This window comes from Pradoshia sp. TA40_28 (genome assembly GCF_059694525.1).
In genome coordinates, this window is record NZ_JCATZO010000009.1 from 18123 (window position 1) to 39414 (window position 21292).

A 21292-nucleotide genomic window follows, 5' to 3' on the forward strand; every position below is an offset into this window, starting at 1 on the left:
GAGGAGGGGAATAGAAATTTTTCGAATTATAAGGGGGCGAATTAGATGAATAAAAAATATACACACATCGAAACGGCTGCTATCCATGCCGGATATGATTCTAATGAACATCAGGGAAGCTTATCCATGCCTATCTACCAAACTTCCACCTTTACTTTTCAATCTGCTGAACAGGGGGAACAGCGATTTGCGGGTACTGATAATGGATTTATTTATTCCCGTTTAGGCAATCCAACCGTACGTTCCTTAGAAGAAAAGATTGCTGTATTGGAAGGCGCAGAAGAAGGAATTGCATTTGGGTCAGGTATGGCGGCTGTATCAGCTGTTTTAATGGAAATGACCAAAGCAAATGAGCATATTCTCTGCTCGCTCGGTATATATGGATGTACATTTGATTTATTAGTCATGATGAAAGAAAAATATAATATTGGGTATGATTTTAGCCCAATGGAAACAGAAGAACAAATACAGGAATTAATTAAGCCTGAAACTGCTTGCATATTTGTTGAAACGCCAATTAATCCAACTATGCGAGTCATTGATTTGGAGATGGTGGCAAGAGTGGCGAAAAGAAATGGGATTCCAGTCGTTGTGGATAATACATTTCCATCCCCCTACTTGCAACAGCCTCTTCAGTTGGGATGTGATGTTGTCGTCCATAGTGCAACAAAATATATTTGCGGACATGGCGATGTAGTGGCAGGCTTAGCTGCTGGCTCTCACGAATTTATCTCACGAGTAAGAAAAACAATCTTAAAGGATGTTGGCGGTATTATGGCACCTTTTGACGCTTGGCTTTTGTTAAGGGGAATTAAAACATTGCCAATTCGTATGGATCGTCATAGCGAAAATGCTCAAAAATTATATGAAAAACTTAAAGAACATCCAAAAGTTGAGCGTATTTATTTTCCAGGGGATCAGCAAAATGTTGGATATGAGGCAGCTATGAAACAAATGCGCCAGCCTGGAGGGGTCATCGCTTTTGAGATAAAAGGTGGGAAAGAGGATGCGCAAGCCTTCCTTAACAAGATGGAACTCATTAAAATCGCAGTCAGTCTAGGGGATGTTGAAACGTTGATTTGTCACCCAGCTTCCATGACACATGCTATTATTCCTGAAGCGGAACGGTTGGAAATGGGTGTAACAGACCAGTTGCTGCGCGTATCCGTAGGATTAGAATATTGGGAGGACCTATGGGTGGATATTGAACAAGCGCTTGGTGAATGAAAAGAATATGATGATAAAGCTGAATCTTTATGAGTGAGATTCAGCCTTTATCGTGTGGAGGATTACTCTTGTGAGGATTTCCACTCCATGCATCATACAGGAACGATCAAATGTCATGTTTGGATGATGAAGACCGGGATTTAAATCAGCACCGAGGGCCAGCATCGTCGCCTTTATGGAAGGTCGTAGTTTCGTATAAAAGTGAAAATCGTCACTTCCTGGTGTGATAATCATCGGGCTTAACGCCTCGCGCCCCATTGTGTCCAGAATAGCCTTTTCCATATAGTGAGTCGCTTGTTTGGAGATAATGGAAGCGGGTGTATCAGGATGCTGTTCATGTTGGATCTGAATGCTGAATATGGATTCCAAAAGGGCAAATGTCTGTTTTAGTTTTTCCTGTATAATGCGTAAGTCATCATTTGTTTGAGCCCTGGCATCAATTCCAAATAAAGCGGTCCCTGGTATGATATTTAAATTGTCATTGCCCGCCTCGAAGCGGGTAATTTTAATAGAATGAGGCTTGATTGGTGACAGCTTAATTTGCTGAAGTAATTGGTGCATCATCACCATGACCTCTATTGAACTTGTCCCTAAATGTGGACGAGCTCCATGTGCATCTTCTCCAATGATTTTTCCTGAAACATGACAGGTTGCCCCGTGATTAATAGCTGCTGCAGCTTGACCGAGAGGTAATTCTTCTAGTGGTCGAAGATGGAGGCCATATAAATAATCAACATCATCCACAACTCCGAGGTCAACAACCGCCTTGGCCCCTTCACCTATCTCCTCAGCTGGCTGAAAAATAAATCGGACAGTTCCTTTTTCAATGGGAGACAATTCATTAATCATTAAAGCTACACCCAATACAATTGACATGTGCGCATCATGCCCACATGAATGATTAGCTTTATAAGTTCCGTCGCATTCTTGCCAAAGGGCATCCATATCCGCGCGTACACCAATAACCGGTTTTCCGGAACCGATTTCAGCAATTAATCCTGGATAGGAAGGGAAAGGTTTGCATATAATTCCTTCCTCCCTCAATCGTTGTTCAATAAAGGCTGAGGTCTCATGCTCTTTCCAGCTTATTTCAGGGTTTGCGTGTAAATAGTCAAAAATGGAATGTACATAAGGTTCAAGTTGACTTAATTTTGTTTTCAATGTAAATGGATCCTTTCCTATACTTCTTTACAGAAGTCCCGTTTTGCACTGTCCTTATTATGATAGTTTACGCATCTTTCATTTAAAGTTTCCTTCAGAAAAATTTGTATATTATTTCAACTATTTTAAACACTTCTGTACAATGGATTTAAGGTTAAATGAAGGGGAGAGAGAAATGAATACATTAGATGAAATTCTTGCTTATAATGAGGAATTTGTAAAAAGTAAAGAATATTTACCATACCAAACTACAAAATTCCCGGATAAGAAGATCGTTATTGTAAGCTGTATGGATACCAGATTAGTCGAGCTGTTGCCAAAGGCAATGAACATTGCCAATGGAGATGTAAAGATTATAAAAACAGCTGGAGCTATTGTAAACCATCCATTCGGCGGTGTAATGCGCTCGATTATTGTTGCCATTCATGCCTTGGGAGCTGAAGAAGTATTTATCGTGGGTCATGAGGATTGTGGAATGGCTGCTATGGATTCAGAATTATTGATTGGACAAATGGTTGAAAATGGAGTTCCAGAAGACACTTTTTCCACTCTCGAACATGTCGGGATTGATGTGAAACAGTGGGTAAAAGGCTTCTCGAATGTAAATGAATCGGTAACGGAGAGTGTCAATTTGGTTAAGAATCATCCTTTGATGCCTGCTCAAGTGCCGGTATCGGGAATGGTTATTCATCCATCAACTGGAGAACTGTCTGTGGTTGTCAATGGCTATAATATGCGATAAAACAATATACTAAATTGATGAATGGCGTGTGAGTGAGATACACGTCATTTTTTTAATGGAAATAAAGGATATTTCATTCCTATTAAAGAACTAGTTAGTATTCCGTGCCTATTATATGGATGTAAAGTGAGGATTTATGATGAAAAAATGGATTTATGTATGGGGGCTTAGTCTACTGATTCTACTTATTGGAGGATGCACTGGTATCGAATCAACTGAACCACCTTTTATCGTGATCAAAATTAATGGAGAAGATATCGACTCAGTAAAAGGAGGATATGAGTGGAGCGTAAAAAAATGGTTTACTACAGAGACCACTATTGCAGATGCGTTAGCGCCTAATCAAATTGCTGAAGAATTTGAATTAAAAGTAGGTGAAGTTGATAAGGGTTCTATTGCGGCCATTTCTTTCAGCGATGAATCTAAGCCTGTATTACAGGCATATTTATGGGATGAAAGATCGGTAGTAAAAGATTTATCTATATCTGAGCAGGAAATTATCCTACCTTCAGAAATGGGGAGGCATATCATTGAAGTGAGAGGTAAATGGTCAACTGGGGAAGCTTCTTATACATTTGTTATTGAAGTAAATTAAGAGGGTTCTTTTGGATTTAATATGGATTAAGAAAGAAACATGTTCAAGGATTATGAAGTTGAAGAGAATGACATTTTAACTAAGAGTTGATGAGAGGATCCGACCGATAGTTCTTAATGTTTGATATTTTTAAAAAATAATGTTATTCTAAAGAAGAATTATTTTTGTTCGGTTTCAGATTGAGAATAAAATTTTGTTTTTCGTCTAAGGTATTTGAGCAAGAGTAGTAACAAATTGTGTGGGTATAATCCACACTAGGAGGCAATAACTATGGAACAAGGTAAAGTAAAATGGTTTAACGCAGATAAAGGTTTTGGATTCATCGAACGCGAAGGTGGAGAAGACGTATTCGTACATTTTTCAGCTATCCAAAGCGAAGGTTTCAAAACTTTAGACGAAGGACAAAGTGTAACGTTTGAAGTAGAACAAGGACAACGTGGCCCACAAGCTACTAATGTTCAAAGAGCTTAATTAACCTAAAAAGACTCAGTGCGAGTCTTTTTTTGCTTTTATGAGCTTCATATAATGATAGCCAATTCCATGAATGAATAGGTTTTAATTGTAGGCAAAAGGAATTTAGAAGGGCTCATGGAGTCTATCTAAATTCCTTTTTTATTGTTCGCCATGCTCAAGAAGGATAAACCTGTTCTATACTATTATTCAGGCCATTTTTGGGCCCATCCTGTAGAAAATAGTGTTAAACGTATAGGGAAGAATTGTGGAAAATAAAAAATAGACAAGGTCCTAAAAATAAGGACTTTGCCTATATGGTGCCTATTCAATGAATGAATAGGTTTTTTGTGCAACAATAAATGAAACAAGTAGTATTAAAATGGTAGATTAAATATAACATAGTAAATGTACAATCCCTAATCTAATGTTATCATAGCAACACTATTCCAATGAGAGCCTTCGTAGAAAGAACAATTTTAAATTAATGATATGGGCGATTTTTCTATATCTGTACAGATTCGTCCAATTTCTCGATTAGCGTGTCCAGTTCATTGAAGCTATGAGAGATGTCGGTTATTAATTGATTTTGTTCCTCTATATTCGAGAGAATCTCCTGTGAGGATCTGAACTTACAGTGCCTGCCACAATTTCTTGCACTTTACCCAAGTTTTCTGTAACCAATTTAACTCCCCCCACTGATATACACTAATTAAGTATTGGCTTTATCAATAAAAAGTAGAGCAATTTGTGTTATTTTGTGGAAAATTTTTGAATAATGATGTGTTTATAGGGGGAACTTTATCGGAGCAGGAAACCAAAGAAAACTACAAAATAAGAGCCAGCATACACCGGCTCTTATTGTTACTGTTTTTCAGGTTCGTATTTTTTCTCGCTCGAGGAGGTGCTTTTTGTAGCTGTTTTATCTTTCTCTTCAAGGTTTTCTTCGCGTAAATCCTCAATAGGGATCGTATCTACATGTTGTTCATCTTCAAATTTATCAAGCATATGCTCTTTATCTGTCATTGAATTCTCAGGATTATCCATTTTTTTCTTGGATAAGGGCTGCTTTTCCTTTGTCATGCTTATCAACTCCCATAGTTAGTTTTCTATATTTATACCCATATAGAAAAAGAATACACATTATTTGGAAGTGAATGATTCCTTGTGAATAGAGTAATGGGTTAACCAGGTTCGATCAACTTCAAATCCCATTCCAGCTTTGTCAGGTACTTCAATGATTCCGTTATGGACGATTACTTCGGGGAACGTAATATCATGATTCCAATAATTGCTTGAACTTGAGATGTCACCAGGCAGATTAACCTGTGGCAAGGATGCCAGAGCTATGTTGTGAGCCCGACTTATTCCTGATTCAAGCATCCCTCCGCACCAAACTGAGATATTTTCGGCTTCACATAAGTTGAGGATTTTAACAGCCTCTGATAAGCCGCCTACTCTTCCCGTTTTTAAATTGATTACTTTACAGCTGCCGAGAGCGATTGCTTGTTTAGCATTTTCAAATGATTGTATGCTTTCATCCAGGCAAATCGGAGTAGAGATTTGCTGTTGGAGTATGGCATGCTCATACATATCGTCAAACCGAAGTGGTTGTTCAATCATCATGAGTTCATATTCATCCAATGCCTTTAAGCGCTCAATATCTGCTAAGCAATATGCAGAATTGGCATCTGCCATAATCGGTAGATAAGGATACCTTTTGCGGACTGTTTGAATAAGCGAGATATCCCGACCGGGTTTGATTTTTAGTTTCACTCTTTTATATCCTTGCTCAAGGCTATGATCGATTAATCGAAATAAATCCTCATCTGTATGTTGAAGCCCTATGCTGATTCCGGCATCAATCGCATTTTTAGTACCGCCTAAAGCTTTCGATAATGAAATATTATTTTTTCTTGTATATAAATCCCAAATAGCTCCCTCCAATGCTGACTTGGCCATTGGATTTTTCCGAACAGGAGAAAATAGCTTCTGTAGTTCATCAGGGTGATGGATGGGTACCTCAAGTAGCTTGGGAATTAGAAAATCTTTCATTATATGAGCCGCTGTTTGGAGTGTTTCTTCTGTATACCATGGTTCCCGAAAGGCTACGCATTCACCCCATCCCACGGTTCCTTCGCTATCAACCATTTCAATAATAATCATTTCTCGGTCTTTCACGGTGCCAAAACTCGTCGTAAAAGGATTTTTTAATTCCATCGAAATATAGTGGAAAGTTATCTCTTTTATTATGATGGGACTAGCCATTGTTTAATCGCTCCTTTAATTGTAAGAATACCGTATCATATCTGATATGCCACAGCAAAAAAAGAGGTTTGTAATAATCATTTAACTGAATATTCCATATATTGTTGATATAATTTTAGGAAAGAGAGAAACGGGGGAGAAAGCATGCGCCACTGGAATACGAAGGAAGGAATTTTGGAGTTATTATATCGTCTTGTGAAAGTGCCCAGTGTGACTGGCACAAGGGGAGAGTTGCGTATGGAGGAAGAAATTGCTGCAATCCTGATGGAAATGCCGTATTTTCAAAAATACCCGGATCAAGTATATCGGAATAAAATCCATGGAGATGGATTGAATCGAAAAGCGATAGCTGCCTTTTATAAAGGAAATAAAAAGAGTAAAAAAACCATTATTTTATTAAGCCATTATGACGTCGTGGGTGTTGAAGATTATGGCCGTCTTGCACCGCTGGCTTTTTCTCCATTAGAGTTTACAAGTGCTCTGGCAGAAGAAGATCTTTCTAATGATGTAGAGGAGGATTTGAAGTCAGGAGAATGGATATTTGGAAGAGGAATTATGGATATGAAGGCAGGACTGGCCGTCCAAATGGCCTTACTTTCAGAAGCTGTTGAAAAAAAAGATTTAGAGCATAATCTGTTATTTTTGGCTACTCCGGATGAAGAAAGGTATTCTGCAGGAATGTTCGCCGGAGTCGAATTAGTGAAGGAAATTAGGGATCATTATCAACTTGATTTAGATGTGGCGATCTGTTCGGAACCGAGCTTTGGTGCCTATCCAGGTGATCGTTCAAAATATTTCTATACGGGATCTGTAGGTAAATTGCTCCCACTTATTTTTTGTGTGGGGAGAGAGACGCATGTGGGAGAGCCGCTTGAAGGGATGAATGCAGCTTGGATGGCAGGAGTGATTGCAGAGAGACTGGAGTTATCATTAGCTTTTTTAGAGAATGAACGTGGGGAACAAAATCCTCTACCCACTATATTAAAACTAATGGATTTAAAAGAAGCCTATAATGTTCAGACGCCAACAGCAGCATATGTGCTTGCGAATATTCTTACACTGAAACAAAGCCCTGAAGAGGTGCTAAACAAGTTGAAAGGGATCGGAGAAGAAAGTAGTCAGTACATTGCAGAGAGACTTTCAACTCTTTATGACAAACTGGGATACGATAAGCATAAGTTAAGAAAGCGAATCATTAAGCCAAAAGTATTTTCCTATCAGGAATTATTCCAAAAAGGATGCATAAAATATGGTGATGTGTTTGTTAAAGAAATAAATGCAAAGATTACCTTGCTGGAACAGGATGCTGGATTGAATATGGCGAAATTGACCGCAGAAATTGCTGATGTGGTTGCGGCATACTTTAAATCAGAAGCTCCATTTTATATGGTGATGCTTGCTCCGCCATATTATCCGCACGTATATTTGGAAGAAGATGAAAGGGACCGGAAAGCAAAAGAAATAATAGAGGTATGTGTAAGGATTGCTGAAGAAAAATATAATGAGAAAATAAAGATTCTGTCTTATTTCCCTGGTCTTTCAGATGTGAGTTATTGCCGTTTACGAGATCGTGATCAAGTTATGTCGGTACTGGAAAACGAAATGCCTCTCTATGGAAAAGGGTATAATCTTCCGCTTTCAGTTATTGGGGAACTGGATATCCCAGCCATCAATATAGGTCCTTATGGAAAAGATGCGCATAAGCGTACAGAAAGACTGAATATCCCTTTTTCCACTGATGTTGTTCCGAAGTTGCTTAAACACGCGGTTTATAGATATCGGTAATGGGTGTTATTTAGTATATTGCCTCAACTTACCTGCCATAATTCTCACCTTTCTGCAGAAAATGATGATAAGGGAAGGAGGGTTAGTTATGGCGAGAGGTAAAGGGTTTAACCATAAGCGTAAAAGTCACCCCGGAAATTTTCCGCATCATGCAGAAACGGGTGGTAATCAAGAACAACACACAAACCATGAACAATATATTGTAACGAAGGAAGCCTTTAAAAATAGAGTAGACGAGCATAAATAACGTAATTGTTATATAATGGAAGTTAAAGGCATCTGTGGTAAAGAAACAGGTGCCTTTTATAGTACAGTTCTGTATTTATAGTTGATTTTACTATAACAGTTTTGTGTATTTTCAAGGGTCTATAATATCAGAATTATAAAATGATAATAGTCAAACCTTGATTTAAAAGGTTTGTTTTCGATTTCACTGTATTGTCATAATTTACATGTTCACATTTTCACATATAACGTGTATTATAAACCTATAGAAACCTGTTATATTCAATTGAAACTTGAAACATCAAGAAACTTGAAATAATATTCCTGAATGTAATATTAGGAGGTAAATAAAAATGGCAATGGTTATGGATAAAGTAAATACTCAAGATCCATGGAGAGGATTTGCTGGCGGTGACTGGCAGAAAGAAGTAAATACACGTGACTTCATCATGAAAAACATCACTCCATACACTGGAAATGATGAATTCTTAGAAGGTCCAACTGAAGCAACAAAAGAATTATGGAAGCAAGTAATGGAGCTTACTAAACAAGAGCGTGAAGCAGGCGGCGTACTTGATCTAGATTCTACAATTGTTTCAACTATTACATCCCATGGTCCTGGATATTTAAATAAAGACCTAGAAACAATCGTTGGTTTCCAAACTGACAAACCATTCAAACGTTCCCTACAACCATTCGGTGGTATCCGTATGGCAGTAGCTGCAGCAGAATCTTACGGCTTCACAGTTGATGAAGAAGTACAAAAAATCTTCACTGACTACCGTAAAACGCACAACCAAGGTGTTTTTGATGCATACACTGATGAAATGAAACTTGCTCGTAAAGCTGGTATCATCACTGGTCTTCCAGATGCATACGGACGCGGACGTATCATTGGTGACTACCGTCGTGTAGCATTATACGGTGTAGACTTCTTAATCGCTGAACGTAAAAAAGATTTGAAAAACTATGGCTTAAGAACAATGTCCGAAGACGTTATTCGTCAACGTGAAGAATTAAGCGAACAAATCCGTGCGTTAGGTGAATTAAAACAATTAGCTGAGATTTATGGTTATGATATCTCTAAACCAGCTACAAATGCAAAAGAAGCAGTACAATGGTTATACTTTGCATACCTTGCTGCAATTAAGGAACAAAATGGTGCGGCAATGTCTCTTGGACGTACTTCTTCCTTCCTTGATATTTATTTTGAACGTGACCTTCGTGAAGGTACATTAACTGAGCAAGAAGCACAAGAGATCATTGATCACTTTGTTATGAAACTTCGTCTTGTAAAATTTGCTCGTACACCAGATTACAACCAATTATTCAGCGGAGACCCAACTTGGGTAACTGAATCCATCGGTGGTATGGCATTAGACGGAAGAACGCTTGTAACGAAAAACTCTTTCCGTTTCTTGCACACATTATCAAACCTTGGACCAGCTCCAGAACCAAACTTGACTGTACTATGGTCTACTAAGTTCCCTGAAGGATTCAAGCGTTTCTGTGCTAAAATGTCTATTCAAACAAGTGCGATTCAGTACGAAAACGATGACATCATGATCAGAGAATACGGCGATGATTACGGAATTGCTTGCTGTGTATCCGCTATGCGTATTGGTAAACAAATGCAGTTCTTCGGAGCTCGTGCAAACCTTGCGAAAGCATTGCTTTATGCAATCAACGGCGGTGTGGATGAAAAACTTAAAATCCAAGTTGGACCGAACTTCAAGGCAATTACTTCTGAAGTGTTAGATTTTGATGAAGTTATGGCTAACTTCGATAGCACAATGGAATGGCTTGCAGAGCTATATATCAACACATTGAATGTAATCCACTACATGCATGATAAATACAGCTATGAGCGTATTGAAATGGCATTACATGATGTTGAAATCCTTCGCACAATGGCAGCAGGAATCGCTGGATTGTCCGTAGTAGCTGACGCATTGAGCGCGATTAAATATGCACAAGTTAAACCAATTCGTGATGAAAATGGTGTAGCGGTTGACTTTGAAATCATTGGTGATTTCCCTAAATACGGAAACAATGATGATCGCGTAGACAGCATGGCTGTTGAACTTGTAAGAAACTTTATGACTAAATTGAAAAAGCATAAAACATACCGTAGCTCTGTGCACACGCAATCCATTCTTACAATTACTTCTAACGTAGTATATGGTAAGAAAACTGGAAACACTCCAGATGGACGTCGTGCTGGCGAACCATTCGCTCCAGGTGCGAACCCAATGCACGGACGTGATACAAAAGGTGCTCTAGCTTCTCTATCTTCTGTATCTAAGCTTCCATACGAGTGCTCTTTAGATGGTATTTCTAACACATTCTCTATGGTGCCAAAAGCACTTGGACGTGAAGAAGAGCAACGTGAGGCGAACCTTGCGGCAATCCTGGATGGTTATGCTTCCAAAGAAGGTCACCACTTGAATATCAACGTATTCAACCGTGACACATTGCTAGCAGCTATGGAACACCCAGAAGAGTATCCACAATTAACAATTCGTGTATCTGGATACGCTGTAAACTTCATTAAGTTGACTCGTGAGCAACAAATTGATGTAATCAACCGTACGTTCCACGAAACTATGTAATATAATTCTGTAACGTGTTAAGAGGAAGGTCTCCCTGTATTGGCAGGGAGACTAACTTTTAACAATCCATTGGATATTTTTTGAAAAGAAAGGATGGGATCTCATGACAACATATGGGAATATTCATTCCGTTGAAACATGCGGCACAGTAGATGGCCCGGGGATCCGTTATATTGTATTTACACAAGGTTGCTTATTACGTTGCCAGTATTGTCATAATGCTGATACTTGGGCAATTGGTAAGGGCAAGAAGGTGAGTCCTGAAGAAATCGTTGCAGACTTAGAATTATATAAACCGTTTATGGATGCGTCAGGTGGCGGGATTACTGTAAGTGGCGGTGAACCACTATTGCAAATTCCGTTTATAATCGAACTATTTAAATTGTGCAAAGAAAAAGGAATTCACACAACAATCGATTCATCAGCTGGCTGTTTTTCAAGGTCGCCGGAATTTTTAGAGCAATTCGATGAACTATTGAAATATACAGATTTAATCCTGTTGGATATTAAGCATATAGACAGCAAGCGCCATATTAAGTTGACTGGTAAACCGAATGAACATATCTTAGATTGTGCTCGTTATCTTTCTGAAAAAGGACAACCGGTTTGGATCAGACATGTATTAGTTCCAACTGTAAATGATCAAGACGAATACCTGGAAAGAATGGGACAATTCTTAGGTACACTGAATAATATTGAAAAGGTAGAAATCTTACCATATCATCAATTGGGTGTTTATAAATGGGAAACGCTAGGCTATAAATATCCGCTAGCGGGAATCCAATCTCCTAGTGATGAAAGTGTCGAACATGCTTATAAAATGTTAACTAAGTATATGAAAAACAAAAAGGCAGTCTAACCAGTTTTAAAAGCGAGCAGGAAAGACGCAGTCTTAATAATAATTTAAAGACATTCCAATCAGTTTATGAATAGTAGGAAAACTTCATTTAGAGGTTTTTCCTACTATTTTTTTGTTAAGACGGAAAGAAAAGTATGGAAAAAGGATTAAAAGATACATGTAATTAATTAGATGGTGGAAGATAATAGACATACGAATAATGAGTGCATTGAAGATAATGAACCTAGTGGGGGTATAAACGGAACTGTGGGAATCCTATCGGTATTTTCTATATATGGAAGACGGTTATGAAAATAAGCAAAATAAAAAGGCGAAACATGTCCGCCTGGAAAAGTTGATTTTATAATCTTTTAGCGCCTACATAGCGTTTCTTCCAATAAGATGAGCTTAGTGAGTCAATTTTGACACCTTTAGAAACGGAGTGAATAACTTTGTTGCTGCCAATATAGATTGCTACATGGGAGACTCCTTTTCCGGAAGTGTTAAAGAAAACTAAATCTCCTTTTTTGAGCTTAGATTTCGCAACCTTTTGCCCCTGTTTATACATACTGGCTGATGTTCGTGAAAGTTTCTTTCCTACTGCTTTTTTATAGGTATATCCCACAAAACCAGAGCAATCAAAGCCTTTAGGTGTTGTGCCACCGGATCGATAAGGCGTTCCAATAAATTTTTTTCCTGTGGATACGACTTTATTGACGTTACTATTTGACATAGCAGCTGAGGCTTCAGAATTAAATGGTCCAAAAGGCACAAGTGCGGATGACAGAAAAACAGCTAAAGCAATTATAATTTTTTTCATGTTGACCCCCGAAATGTTTTTTGGCAGCTTTGTAAATTCTTACCGCCTTTACTCTACTTTTATACTATAACTAAAATACTAGTTTCTGTGGTTACAGGAATATTGAGTTTAATTTACAAGAATATTACATAATCATAATAACTTCGACATATTTGTTAAAAAAATCCTTATGAAACTCCGAATGACGTGTAGCATGGGGCTTTTGGTTAATGAGCTCTAGCTAACGTATTAGATTTAAATCAACCTTCTTTTTATAATCTATTAAAAAGTGATGAATTTTCATCACTTTTTTTGTGTCTTTTTACCTAAATATTGATAATCCAGGGCTTTAAACCACTTATTTATGTAAAGGAATGTACGGAAATGTCGATACTAGAAGTGATAAAAGAATAGTAGAAAACGGGTGAATAAGATGGATAAATCTTCGATCATAGGAATTATTATGGCTATCGTTTCAGTTGGTGTGGGGATGGTACTAAAAGGTGTTGATATTGCGGTTCTTGTCAATCCTGCTGCCATATTAATTATTTTTTTGGGAACGGCTGCAGCGATTGCAGTTGCTTTTCCAGTACATGAACTGATTAAGCTTCCTAAGCTATTTGTCATCATTTTTACAGAGAAAGTAATGGTTTCACAGGAAGAATTAATTCATACATTTTCTGAATGGGCACAAATAGCGCGTAAAGAGGGATTACTGGCGTTAGAAAAAATTTCAGAATCTGTGGAAGATCCTTTTTTAAGAAATGGACTGAATCTAGCAGTTGAAGGACAAAGTGCTGATTACATACGGGATATTCTATCAGAAGAAATTGATGCTATGCAGGATAGGCATGCAATAGGGGCACAGATATTTACACAGGCTGGTACCTATGCTCCGACCCTTGGAGTTTTAGGTGCGGTAGTAGGATTGATCGCGGCACTGGGAAATATGAGTGATACTGAAGTGCTGGGGCACGCCATAAGTGCAGCATTTGTTGCTACATTATTGGGAATTTTTACGGGGTATTTGTTGTGGCACCCGTTTGCAAATAAATTAAAGAGAAAATCAAATCAGGAAGTCCGCATTAAAGAAATGATGGTAGAAGGCATACTATCTATTTTAGAAGGAGAAGCACCAAGGACAATAGAGCAAAAACTATCTTCTTATTTACCTGCTGCGGAAAGGAAGAAATGGTTGGAAGGTGAGATGAGAAACAATGTCCAAGCGAAAAAGGAAGTCTCGGCATGAGGAGCATATGTCTGAAGCATGGCTGCTCCCATACAGTGATTTATTAACGTTATTATTGGCTCTATTTATTGTACTGTTTGCTATAAGCTCTGTAGATGCCCAGAAGTTTTCTGAAGTATCAAGAGCTTTTAATAAAGCACTAGATGGAGGGACAGGTGTTTTTGAAAATCCCAGTCCATTGCCTGAGGGGATGATGACAGAGACAGACCCTGAAAAGTTTGACGGGAAAGCAGAGGAGAGAAAAGAGGAGCCCAGTACCAGTACCAGTCCAGAGCTGGAAGAACTGAAGGAAGTTCGGGAAAAAATGGATGCCTATATTAAAGATAGTCATTTAAAGAAAAACTTAAAAACCTCTTTAACAGAGGAAGGATTGTTATTAACCATTAGGGATAATGTTTTATTTGACTCTGGAATAGCTGTGGTCAGAGAGAATGACGAAAAAATTGCTAAGGAAATATCAGACCTGCTAGTGATGGACCCTCCGAGAAATATTATCATCAGTGGGCATACGGATAATGTACCGATCAGTAATGCTGATTTTGAGTCAAACTGGGAATTGAGCGTTATGAGGGCCGTCAATTTTATGAAGCTTTTACAAGATAATGAAAAGTTAAACCCTGAATGGTTTAGTGCAAAAGGTTTTGGAGAATTTAAGCCGGTATCATCTAATGATACTGATAGTGGCAGAGAGAAAAACAGACGTGTAGAAATTCTTATCATGCCCCGTAAAACATTAATTGGTAATTAATCTTTCTCATGATTTTTATATTTCAAGAAGATCAATGGTGCAGGTTTCATTCATGTAGAGGGGTAATTGAATGGTGGTAGGCCGGTTCTCGTAAAATACCCTGATGATAGAGATTAGATAAGCACTGATTGATCAGAGGAACTGCAGATTTCATTAGTAAAGTTTACAGTTTAATGACAAAGGGATCACTCAGACAGTGTGAATATTTCACACTGTTTTTCTATATGTAGAAAGCGGATGTTTATGAATAATTTTCTGGGGAAGAAGATAAAGGTATCGACTACTTTTTATAAAGGAGATTGATTATATGAGTAAAAAAATCGCATGTGTTATAACAGATATGTTTGAAGATGTTGAATATACTGAGCCAGCCAAGGCGTATAAGGAAGCTGGGCATGACGTGGTAACCATCGGCACAGAAAAAGGACAAACAGTCAAAGGGAAGCAAGGAAAAGAAGAGGTAGAAATTCAAAAAGGAATTGATGAGGTAACAGCAGAAGAATTTGATGCCTTATTCATCCCTGGGGGATTCTCTCCTGACATCTTAAGAGCCGATGATCGATTTGTTTCATTCTCGAAAGCTTTTATGGATGCAAAGAAACCAGTCTTTGCAATTTGCCATGGCCCACAATTATTGATAACTGCAAAGTCGCTGGAAGGAAGAGATGTAGCAGGATACAAATCAATTAAAGTGGATATTGAAAATGCTGGTGCCACCTATCATGATGAAGAAGTATTTGTCTGTGGAGAGCAATTAGTAACAAGCAGGCAGCCAGATGATATACCGGCATTTAATAGGGAATCGTTGGCTTTACTATCCAAATAATAAGAAACTCCTCTGTTAATAATAGCAGAGGAGTTTTTTTAACTAGATTTACTTTCTTAAATTTCCGATTTCTTCAACAATTGCTTGCATTTCACTGGGGCTGAAGCGGTCCTTGGACATGACCATTTCATATATTTCCAATAAATCTTCATAAGCGCTTTCCTTGAAGCTATCTGGTCGCATCGCGGAACTATTGATCATTTGCAATTTTTCTTGGATGCCTGTAATCATATAATTAATATTTTCGGTGGATTTAACTGATAAATCTGCCACTTCATTCATCCCTTCTACACGTATCTTAAAATATCATTCCATGTAAATCGTCTGCTGTCAAATTCAAGTTTCAAACGTTTTTATACGTTTATTTTGTTTTTCACTGTTAATGATTTTGATGATAATTTTTGTTTCAGCTATGATAACTGCTGAAAGCCCAAGGAGACCTATCAAGTTAGGGATAGCCATCAACGCATTCATAACATCTGCGAAACTCCAAACGAGATCAAGAGAGCTTACGCAACCAATAAATACAGCTAAAATAAAAAATATGCGGTAGGCTAGAACCGTTCGATCACTAAATAGGTAAGAGTAACATTTCTCGCCATAATAAGCCCATCCAATAATTGTGGAAGCGGCGAAGAAAATTAAACCAATCGAAACGACATAGGAACCAACAGGGCCCATTAATAAATCAAAGGAAGTCGATGTTAATTCAGCCCCTTCCAGACCGTTATTATATTGGCCTGCCATAACTATTGAAATACCTGTTATGGAGCAAATAATAATTGTATCTATAAACACCTGCGTCATCGATACCAGTGCTTGACGGGCAGGGAAGTCCGTTTTGGCCGCAGCTGCCGCAATCGGTGCTGAACCCAAACCGGCTTCATTGGAAAACACACCACGTGCAACTCCCCATCGGATGACAGTACCTATTGCACCACCAGCTACTGCCTCACCAGAGAAAGCATCGGTAAAAATAAGTTTTATTGCATTTGGAACCAGTTCAGCATTCAAGATGAGAATCAAAATTCCACAAATTAAATAAAAGGCAGCCATTATAGGCACAAAAAAGGAAGTGACTTTACCAATGCTTTTAATTCCCCCGACCAAAACAAGTGCTGCAAAAATAGTCAGGATAATCCCTGTTACCCAGGTTGGGATGGAGAAAGTATCATGGACAGTTGAAGCCACTGAATTGGCCTGAACCATATTTCCGATTCCAAAGGCTGCAATCGCGCCAAATATCGCAAATGCAACGCCAAGCCATTTCATTTTTAACCCTTTTTCTAAATAATACATAGGGCCACCTGACATTTCACCCTTGTCATTTATGACCCTGTATTTAACCGCTAGAACTGCTTCGCCGTATTTCGTAGCCATTCCAAAAAAAGCAGCAACCCACATCCAGAAGACGGCTCCCGGTCCACCGCTGACAACTGCTGCGGCTACTCCGACGATATTGCCTGTACCTACTGTTGCAGCAAGAGCAGTCATTAAAGCTTGGAAATGGGAAATGTCCCCATCAGATTGTTTATCCTGCTTTTTAGTGAACGCCAATTTTAGTGAATAAGGCAATAATTTAATTTGTAGGAATCCAATTCGAAATGTTAAATATATACCTGTTCCAACAATTAAAATCAAGAGTGGCGGACCCCAAAGAAAATCACTTATTGATTTTAAGAGTATGGTTAAATATTTTGAAAAATCTTCCAATTAAAATTACCCCTATCTGTATGTTGTTAATATTAAGAATATTCTTGTAATAGTTTTGCGTCAAGTTATTAAAATTCCATTTGACATTTTTATGTTTAGAATTCCTTCATTATAGGTAAATCTATGAATATAAGATAAGTAAGTAATATTAATTCTGGAGGGATAATGATGAATAGAAGCGATCAAAAGGGAAGTAAACTATGGATGGCCATTTTAGGTGGAGCAGCAGCGGGTTTTGCGATTAGTTTATTAGATAAGAAAACTCGCAATACAGTGATGACAGGCGGCCAAAAAATGATGACCAATGTTAAATCGGTGGCGAAAGATCCTAATTCATTAGTGGAAAATGTAAAAGATATGTCTGGCAAAATTCGTACAAACATAGATCAAATTGGGCAGGACGTCTCTTTTATATCTGAGAAAGTAGATGAAATGAAAGAAATGCCGCCACAGGTAGCAGGAGTGATTAAAGAAACAAAAGAAGTTCTTGTGGATAAAAAATCTTCCGGCAATTCAAATTCTGGTTCAGAAGCCAAAGGCACTTCATCTTCAACTGATGCTTTAGGTACCACTTCTACTCCTAAATAAAGATGACTCAGTTGAATAGAGGTGGTCCAGAGATGGAAGGTACGAAAAAGTATGTGAATAAGTCTATGGCAAGACATTTATATGATAAAATTAAAGAGGATGAAGTAACAGGTCTGGCAGCACAATTAGCCTATTATTTCTTACTCTCCATTTTCCCACTCTTGATATTTACTATCACATTATTGCCGTTCTTACCGGTTAGTCAAGCTGATTTGATGGAGGTTTTGCATGCGTATGCACCGGCAGAATCGGCGAATTTATTAGAATCAAGTTTAAAGGATATCATGGCTAAACAAAACGGTGGTTTATTATCATTCGGGATCTTGGCTACGATTTGGTCTGCATCGAATGGAACAAATGCCATTATACGGGCACTTAACCATGCATATGATATTGAGGAAACCAGATCATTTATTAAAGTAAGAGGATTAGCTCTGATTTTAACGATTGGATTAATCCTGGTAGTAGTAATATCTTTGCTATTGCCTGTGTTTGGGAAATACATTCTCAATATTGTATTTGACTTCCTAGGATTTGAACCATCCTTTGTTTATGATATACTGCGCTGGGTAATTTCTATTGCGGTGATTACCTTTGTATTTATGATCATGTACTGGTTTGGACCTAATCTGAAGATGAAATGGATAGACTCTTTGCCGGGAGCCATTTTTGCAAGTGTTGGATGGGCTGTATCATCTCTGGGATTTTCATTCTACGTCAATACATTCTCTAATTTTTCTTCCACATATGGTAGTCTTGGAGGAATAATCGTGTTAATGCTCTGGTTATATATATCCGGGCTTGTGATTATTATCGGAGGAGAGATAAATGGAGTTTGGTCCAGAAAAAGGAGAGGTTATACGATTTAGGTGAGTAGAGAAGAAAACAGAGATTTTTCTACTCCAATCGATCACCCCTAAAGTATGGATACCTGGCAGTTGATTACTAAATGAACAGATAGTTCAGCCAAGCGAAAAATTTTTCTTTAAAATGTCTATTGAATAAAAAATTGGAGACTGTCCAATGAGGCCATTAAGTGCTTATTGTACAGCCTCTTTTTTATGTCTAATTTTTAAGAAATAGCCTATTTGTCAATTTCAGAAGGTTAGAAAGAGAGGATTCAGTCCTAGGCTAAGTTCCTAAGTCGATCTATTCATTTGCGCTTTATTCTTCTTCCTCCTCAGTTTTTTTAAAAAGACAAAAAAGGTGGAGAAAACCAATAAGTTTTCCCCACCAGTATACAAGGTCCTAAGGCTAAATTAGATCGTCTTTTATTTGGATTTTAATAAACGCAGGCTGTTTAGGATGACAAGAATGGTGCTTCCTTCGTGACCGATTACGCCAAATGGTAGGTCAAGTGCCTGGAAAAAGTTTGATACCACTAAAATTATAATGACTGAAATAGAAAAGATTACATTTTGGCGAATGATTTGATTCATGCGTTTAGATAATTGAATGGCCTCAGCTATTTTTGGCAAGTCGTTTTTCATCAGGACAATATCCGCTGTATCAAGGGCCACATCAGAGCCTTCACCCATTGCAATACCGACAGAAGCGGTAGCTAAAGCGGGTGCATCATTAATACCATCCCCTACCATAGCAACAGTGGTATACTTCTCTCTTAGCTTCTTAACCTCTTCTACTTTGTCTTCAGGCAAGCAACCCGCTACAAATCCTGATAATTGACTTTCTTTAGCAATCGCTTGTGCAGTATGCTCGTTATCACCAGTCAGCATACAAGTGTATACACCTAGTTCTTTTAATGTTTGCAGTGCTACTGCCGTCTCTTCACGAATGACATCTTTTAAAGCAATGATTCCGGCTATGCCCTTTTCATCTTGTACGTAGGAAAGTGTTTTTCCCTCAGACATTAATTCAATTGCAGCCCCACCTTTAAATGAGAGGGCATCGTCATGCCCAACGAAATCCTTCTTGCCAATTTTCCAGTAATGTCCGTTTGCATATCCTTGAACACCATATCCGGATATCTCTTCTGAATCTACCCGTGGCAACGTCTGTTGGTAGTGCTGTTCCACAAACTTTACAATGGATTGGCCCAGTGGATGATTTGAGTTTTGTTCAATGGATGCAACACTTAGTAAAAATTCTTTTCGATCGATATCATCACGGATTAAAATATCCGTTACAATTGGTTTTCCTTGAGTAAGTGTTCCAGTTTTATCGAATGCGATGGCTTTAACATTACCTAAGGTTTCGAGATGGACACCGCCTTTGAATAAAATCCCGTTTTTAGCGCCGTTCGAAATCGCAGATAAAGTCGCCGGCATGATGGATGCAACTAGTGCACATGGTGAGGCTACTACTAATAAAACCATTGCACGATAAAGGGTTTCGGTCCAGGACCATCCCAACACGAAATGGGGGAGGAACATCATAATCCCAACGACGATTAGAACCACTTTTACATACATATCCTCAAATTTTTCTATAAATAATTGTGAAGGAGATTTTTCACTTTGTGCATTTTGAACGAGTGTAATAATTTTTTGGAACAAAGTTTCACTATTCGGCTTTGTAACTATTACTTTTATGGTTCCATGTCCATTGACCGTGCCTGCAAATACTTCATCTTGAATATGCTTACTGACGGGAATCGATTCTCCAGTAATAGCCGCTTCATCAACAGCGGTTTCACCAAATATAATTTCTCCATCAGAAGGAATGCGTTCTCCAGGCTTAATAAGAATTAAATCACCAACTTGCAAGGAAGATACTGAAACGATTTCTTCCATATTATCGATAATCCTTAGGGCCATTTCTGGCTGTAAATTCATCAAAGAAGAAATTTCTTTATGGCTTTTATTCATTGTGTATGTTTCAAGTGCACCACTTAATGAGAAAATGAAAATCAGGATGGCTCCTTCAGTCCAATATCCAATGATGGCTGAACCAATTGCAGCCAAAATCATTAAGAGTTCCACATTCAGTTTTTTTTCTTCGATTGTTTGCGTGATTCCTTCTTTCGCTTTTGCGTAACCGCCGATAACATATGCCAGGATATAGACGAACGCAGACGCAGCAGCGGAATCCTTTGTGGACAACAACCACCCGTATAAAATCAGAATACCGCTTAAACCAGCAGCGATAAGCTCCCAATTGGAAGTGAGTTTAGCACCCAGTTCTTTCCATCTGTTGGATGGTTTAGGTGAATTCTTCATGCTTGTTTTATTCAGAACTGTTTCCATGTCATTAACCTCCTCATAATTGAGAATCGATTTCATTTATTACCTATTTTTTAATTCTAATTGAGAATGATGTTCAAAATCATTAAGCTTATAAAATAACTTTTGCTGCCACAAATACTGTGACAGCAATAATTCGTATACTTATTTATAATAATTATTATCTACGTATAAGTATAACATATATAGCCTAATATGTTAAGGTAATTGTTTAAGAAAAGTGAAAAACAAAATTTCTATTATGAGTTTGTTAGAGAAGGATA

The 21292-nt window shown here is 38.1% G+C and carries 20 protein-coding genes; 13 read left to right on the forward strand and 7 right to left on the reverse strand.

The window, feature by feature from the left end:
• Positions 1–45: 45 nt before the first annotated feature.
• Complete coding sequence (gene megL, locus AC58NB_RS12815) at positions 46–1227, forward strand: methionine gamma-lyase (protein WP_497427232.1); 1182 nt, start codon at positions 46–48, stop codon at positions 1225–1227.
• A 27-nt stretch (positions 1228–1254) separates the two neighbouring features.
• Here the strand turns inward: megL and AC58NB_RS12820 are convergent, their stop codons facing one another.
• Complete coding sequence (locus tag AC58NB_RS12820) at positions 1255–2388, reverse strand: amidohydrolase (protein WP_497427233.1); 1134 nt, start codon at positions 2386–2388, stop codon at positions 1255–1257.
• A gap of 175 nt (positions 2389–2563) precedes the next feature.
• Between AC58NB_RS12820 and AC58NB_RS12825 the strand changes: the two genes are divergently transcribed.
• The 3 genes from AC58NB_RS12825 (at position 2564) to AC58NB_RS12835 (ending at position 4196) form a co-directional block, all read left to right on the forward strand.
• On the forward strand, positions 2564–3130 hold the full coding sequence (locus AC58NB_RS12825; protein WP_497427234.1) for a beta-class carbonic anhydrase: 567 nt from the start codon (positions 2564–2566) through the stop codon (positions 3128–3130).
• Between the two features lie 139 nt (positions 3131–3269).
• Positions 3270–3725 carry a hypothetical protein gene (locus AC58NB_RS12830; protein ID WP_497427235.1) on the forward strand — a complete coding sequence of 152 codons (456 nt, stop codon included), beginning with the start codon at positions 3270–3272 and terminating at the stop codon, positions 3723–3725.
• Positions 3726–3995: 270 nt separating this feature from the next.
• A complete protein-coding gene (locus AC58NB_RS12835) occupies positions 3996–4196 on the forward strand; it encodes a cold-shock protein (RefSeq protein ID WP_497427236.1) in 201 nt (66 codons plus the stop codon).
• Between the two features lie 843 nt (positions 4197–5039).
• Here the strand turns inward: AC58NB_RS12835 and AC58NB_RS12840 are convergent.
• Together AC58NB_RS12840 and menC are read right to left on the reverse strand one after the other, a co-directional pair.
• Positions 5040–5258 carry a YczO family protein gene (locus AC58NB_RS12840; protein ID WP_497427237.1) on the reverse strand — a complete coding sequence of 73 codons (219 nt, stop codon included), beginning with the start codon at positions 5256–5258 and terminating at the stop codon, positions 5040–5042.
• A gap of 60 nt (positions 5259–5318) precedes the next feature.
• Positions 5319–6443 (reverse strand): o-succinylbenzoate synthase, encoded by a 1125-nt coding sequence (gene menC, locus AC58NB_RS12845; RefSeq protein WP_497427238.1) that lies wholly within the window; start codon positions 6441–6443, stop codon positions 5319–5321.
• A 144-nt stretch (positions 6444–6587) separates the two neighbouring features.
• On the opposite strand from menC, the gene AC58NB_RS12850 reads away from it, so the two are divergent.
• From AC58NB_RS12850 to pflA, 4 genes are all read left to right on the forward strand, one after another.
• Entirely contained in the window at positions 6588–8228 is a 1641-nt protein-coding gene (locus AC58NB_RS12850) for a M20/M25/M40 family metallo-hydrolase (protein ID WP_497427239.1), read from the forward strand.
• Between the two features lie 88 nt (positions 8229–8316).
• Positions 8317–8475 carry a hypothetical protein gene (locus AC58NB_RS12855; RefSeq protein ID WP_497427240.1) on the forward strand — a complete coding sequence of 53 codons (159 nt, stop codon included), beginning with the start codon at positions 8317–8319 and terminating at the stop codon, positions 8473–8475.
• A gap of 331 nt (positions 8476–8806) precedes the next feature.
• Positions 8807–11065 carry a formate C-acetyltransferase gene (pflB, locus tag AC58NB_RS12860; RefSeq protein ID WP_497427241.1) on the forward strand — a complete coding sequence of 753 codons (2259 nt, stop codon included), beginning with the start codon at positions 8807–8809 and terminating at the stop codon, positions 11063–11065.
• 103 nt (positions 11066–11168) lie between these two features.
• On the forward strand, positions 11169–11924 hold the full coding sequence (gene pflA / locus AC58NB_RS12865) for a pyruvate formate-lyase-activating protein (RefSeq protein ID WP_497427242.1): 756 nt from the start codon (positions 11169–11171) through the stop codon (positions 11922–11924).
• Between the two features lie 340 nt (positions 11925–12264).
• Here pflA and AC58NB_RS12870 read toward each other — a convergent pair whose 3' ends face one another.
• Positions 12265–12723 (reverse strand): C40 family peptidase, encoded by a 459-nt coding sequence (locus AC58NB_RS12870; RefSeq protein WP_497427243.1) that lies wholly within the window; start codon positions 12721–12723, stop codon positions 12265–12267.
• 412 nt (positions 12724–13135) lie between these two features.
• On the opposite strand from AC58NB_RS12870, the gene motA reads away from it, so the two are divergent.
• The 3 genes from motA to AC58NB_RS12885 all read left to right on the forward strand — a co-directional run bounded on the left by motA (position 13136) and on the right by AC58NB_RS12885 (position 15525).
• Positions 13136–13951, forward strand: a complete 816-nt coding sequence (motA, locus tag AC58NB_RS12875; protein WP_497427244.1) for a flagellar motor stator protein MotA — start codon at positions 13136–13138, stop codon at positions 13949–13951.
• The gene (motB, locus tag AC58NB_RS12880; protein ID WP_497427245.1) at positions 13920–14699 is read left to right on the forward strand and encodes a flagellar motor protein MotB; all 780 of its coding nucleotides are present in this window, start codon (positions 13920–13922) and stop codon (positions 14697–14699) included. Before motA ends, motB begins: the two co-directional genes overlap by 32 nt.
• 307 nt (positions 14700–15006) lie before the next feature.
• On the forward strand, positions 15007–15525 hold the full coding sequence (locus tag AC58NB_RS12885; protein ID WP_497427246.1) for a type 1 glutamine amidotransferase domain-containing protein: 519 nt from the start codon (positions 15007–15009) through the stop codon (positions 15523–15525).
• A 48-nt stretch (positions 15526–15573) separates the two neighbouring features.
• On the opposite strand, the gene AC58NB_RS12890 is transcribed toward AC58NB_RS12885, so the two are convergent.
• Positions 15574–15807: a DUF1128 domain-containing protein gene (locus AC58NB_RS12890; protein WP_497427247.1), complete on the reverse strand. Its 234-nt coding sequence runs from the start codon at positions 15805–15807 to the stop codon at positions 15574–15576.
• A 54-nt stretch (positions 15808–15861) separates the two neighbouring features.
• Positions 15862–17238: an alanine/glycine:cation symporter family protein gene (locus AC58NB_RS12895; RefSeq protein WP_497427248.1), complete on the reverse strand. Its 1377-nt coding sequence runs from the start codon at positions 17236–17238 to the stop codon at positions 15862–15864.
• Positions 17239–17406: 168 nt separating this feature from the next.
• Here AC58NB_RS12895 and AC58NB_RS12900 point away from each other — a divergent pair, with 168 nt between their 5' ends.
• Both AC58NB_RS12900 and AC58NB_RS12905 read left to right on the forward strand, forming a co-directional pair.
• Complete coding sequence (locus tag AC58NB_RS12900; protein ID WP_497427249.1) at positions 17407–17826, forward strand: hypothetical protein; 420 nt, start codon at positions 17407–17409, stop codon at positions 17824–17826.
• Positions 17827–17858: 32 nt separating this feature from the next.
• Positions 17859–18695: a YihY/virulence factor BrkB family protein gene (locus AC58NB_RS12905; protein WP_497427250.1), complete on the forward strand. Its 837-nt coding sequence runs from the start codon at positions 17859–17861 to the stop codon at positions 18693–18695.
• 402 nt (positions 18696–19097) lie between these two features.
• Here AC58NB_RS12905 and AC58NB_RS12910 read toward each other — a convergent pair whose 3' ends face one another.
• Positions 19098–21005, reverse strand: coding sequence for a heavy metal translocating P-type ATPase (locus AC58NB_RS12910; RefSeq protein WP_497427346.1), 1908 nt, complete (start codon positions 21003–21005; stop codon positions 19098–19100).
• Positions 21006–21292: the final 287 nt, after the last annotated feature.

Bases quoted from the DNA above. Each gene is read 5' to 3' on its own strand.
- megL (WP_497427232.1), top strand. From the start codon at position 46: ATGAATAAAAAATATACACACATCGAAACGGCTGCTATCCATGCCGGA.
- AC58NB_RS12825 (WP_497427234.1), top strand. From the start codon at position 2,564: ATGAATACATTAGATGAAATTCTTGCTTATAATGAGGAATTTGTAAAA.
- AC58NB_RS12830 (WP_497427235.1), top strand. From the start codon at position 3,270: ATGAAAAAATGGATTTATGTATGGGGGCTTAGTCTACTGATTCTACTT.
- AC58NB_RS12835 (WP_497427236.1), top strand. From the start codon at position 3,996: ATGGAACAAGGTAAAGTAAAATGGTTTAACGCAGATAAAGGTTTTGGA.
- AC58NB_RS12840 (WP_497427237.1), bottom strand. From the start codon at position 5,258: ATGACAAAGGAAAAGCAGCCCTTATCCAAGAAAAAAATGGATAATCCT.
- menC (WP_497427238.1), bottom strand. From the start codon at position 6,443: ATGGCTAGTCCCATCATAATAAAAGAGATAACTTTCCACTATATTTCG.
- AC58NB_RS12850 (WP_497427239.1), top strand. From the start codon at position 6,588: ATGCGCCACTGGAATACGAAGGAAGGAATTTTGGAGTTATTATATCGT.
- AC58NB_RS12855 (WP_497427240.1), top strand. From the start codon at position 8,317: ATGGCGAGAGGTAAAGGGTTTAACCATAAGCGTAAAAGTCACCCCGGA.
- pflB (WP_497427241.1), top strand. From the start codon at position 8,807: ATGGCAATGGTTATGGATAAAGTAAATACTCAAGATCCATGGAGAGGA.
- pflA (WP_497427242.1), top strand. From the start codon at position 11,169: ATGACAACATATGGGAATATTCATTCCGTTGAAACATGCGGCACAGTA.
- AC58NB_RS12870 (WP_497427243.1), bottom strand. From the start codon at position 12,723: ATGAAAAAAATTATAATTGCTTTAGCTGTTTTTCTGTCATCCGCACTT.
- motA (WP_497427244.1), top strand. From the start codon at position 13,136: ATGGATAAATCTTCGATCATAGGAATTATTATGGCTATCGTTTCAGTT.
- motB (WP_497427245.1), top strand. From the start codon at position 13,920: ATGTCCAAGCGAAAAAGGAAGTCTCGGCATGAGGAGCATATGTCTGAA.
- AC58NB_RS12885 (WP_497427246.1), top strand. From the start codon at position 15,007: ATGAGTAAAAAAATCGCATGTGTTATAACAGATATGTTTGAAGATGTT.
- AC58NB_RS12890 (WP_497427247.1), bottom strand. From the start codon at position 15,807: ATGAATGAAGTGGCAGATTTATCAGTTAAATCCACCGAAAATATTAAT.
- AC58NB_RS12900 (WP_497427249.1), top strand. From the start codon at position 17,407: ATGAATAGAAGCGATCAAAAGGGAAGTAAACTATGGATGGCCATTTTA.
- AC58NB_RS12905 (WP_497427250.1), top strand. From the start codon at position 17,859: ATGGAAGGTACGAAAAAGTATGTGAATAAGTCTATGGCAAGACATTTA.
- AC58NB_RS12910 (WP_497427346.1), bottom strand. From the start codon at position 21,005: ATGAAGAATTCACCTAAACCATCCAACAGATGGAAAGAACTGGGTGCT.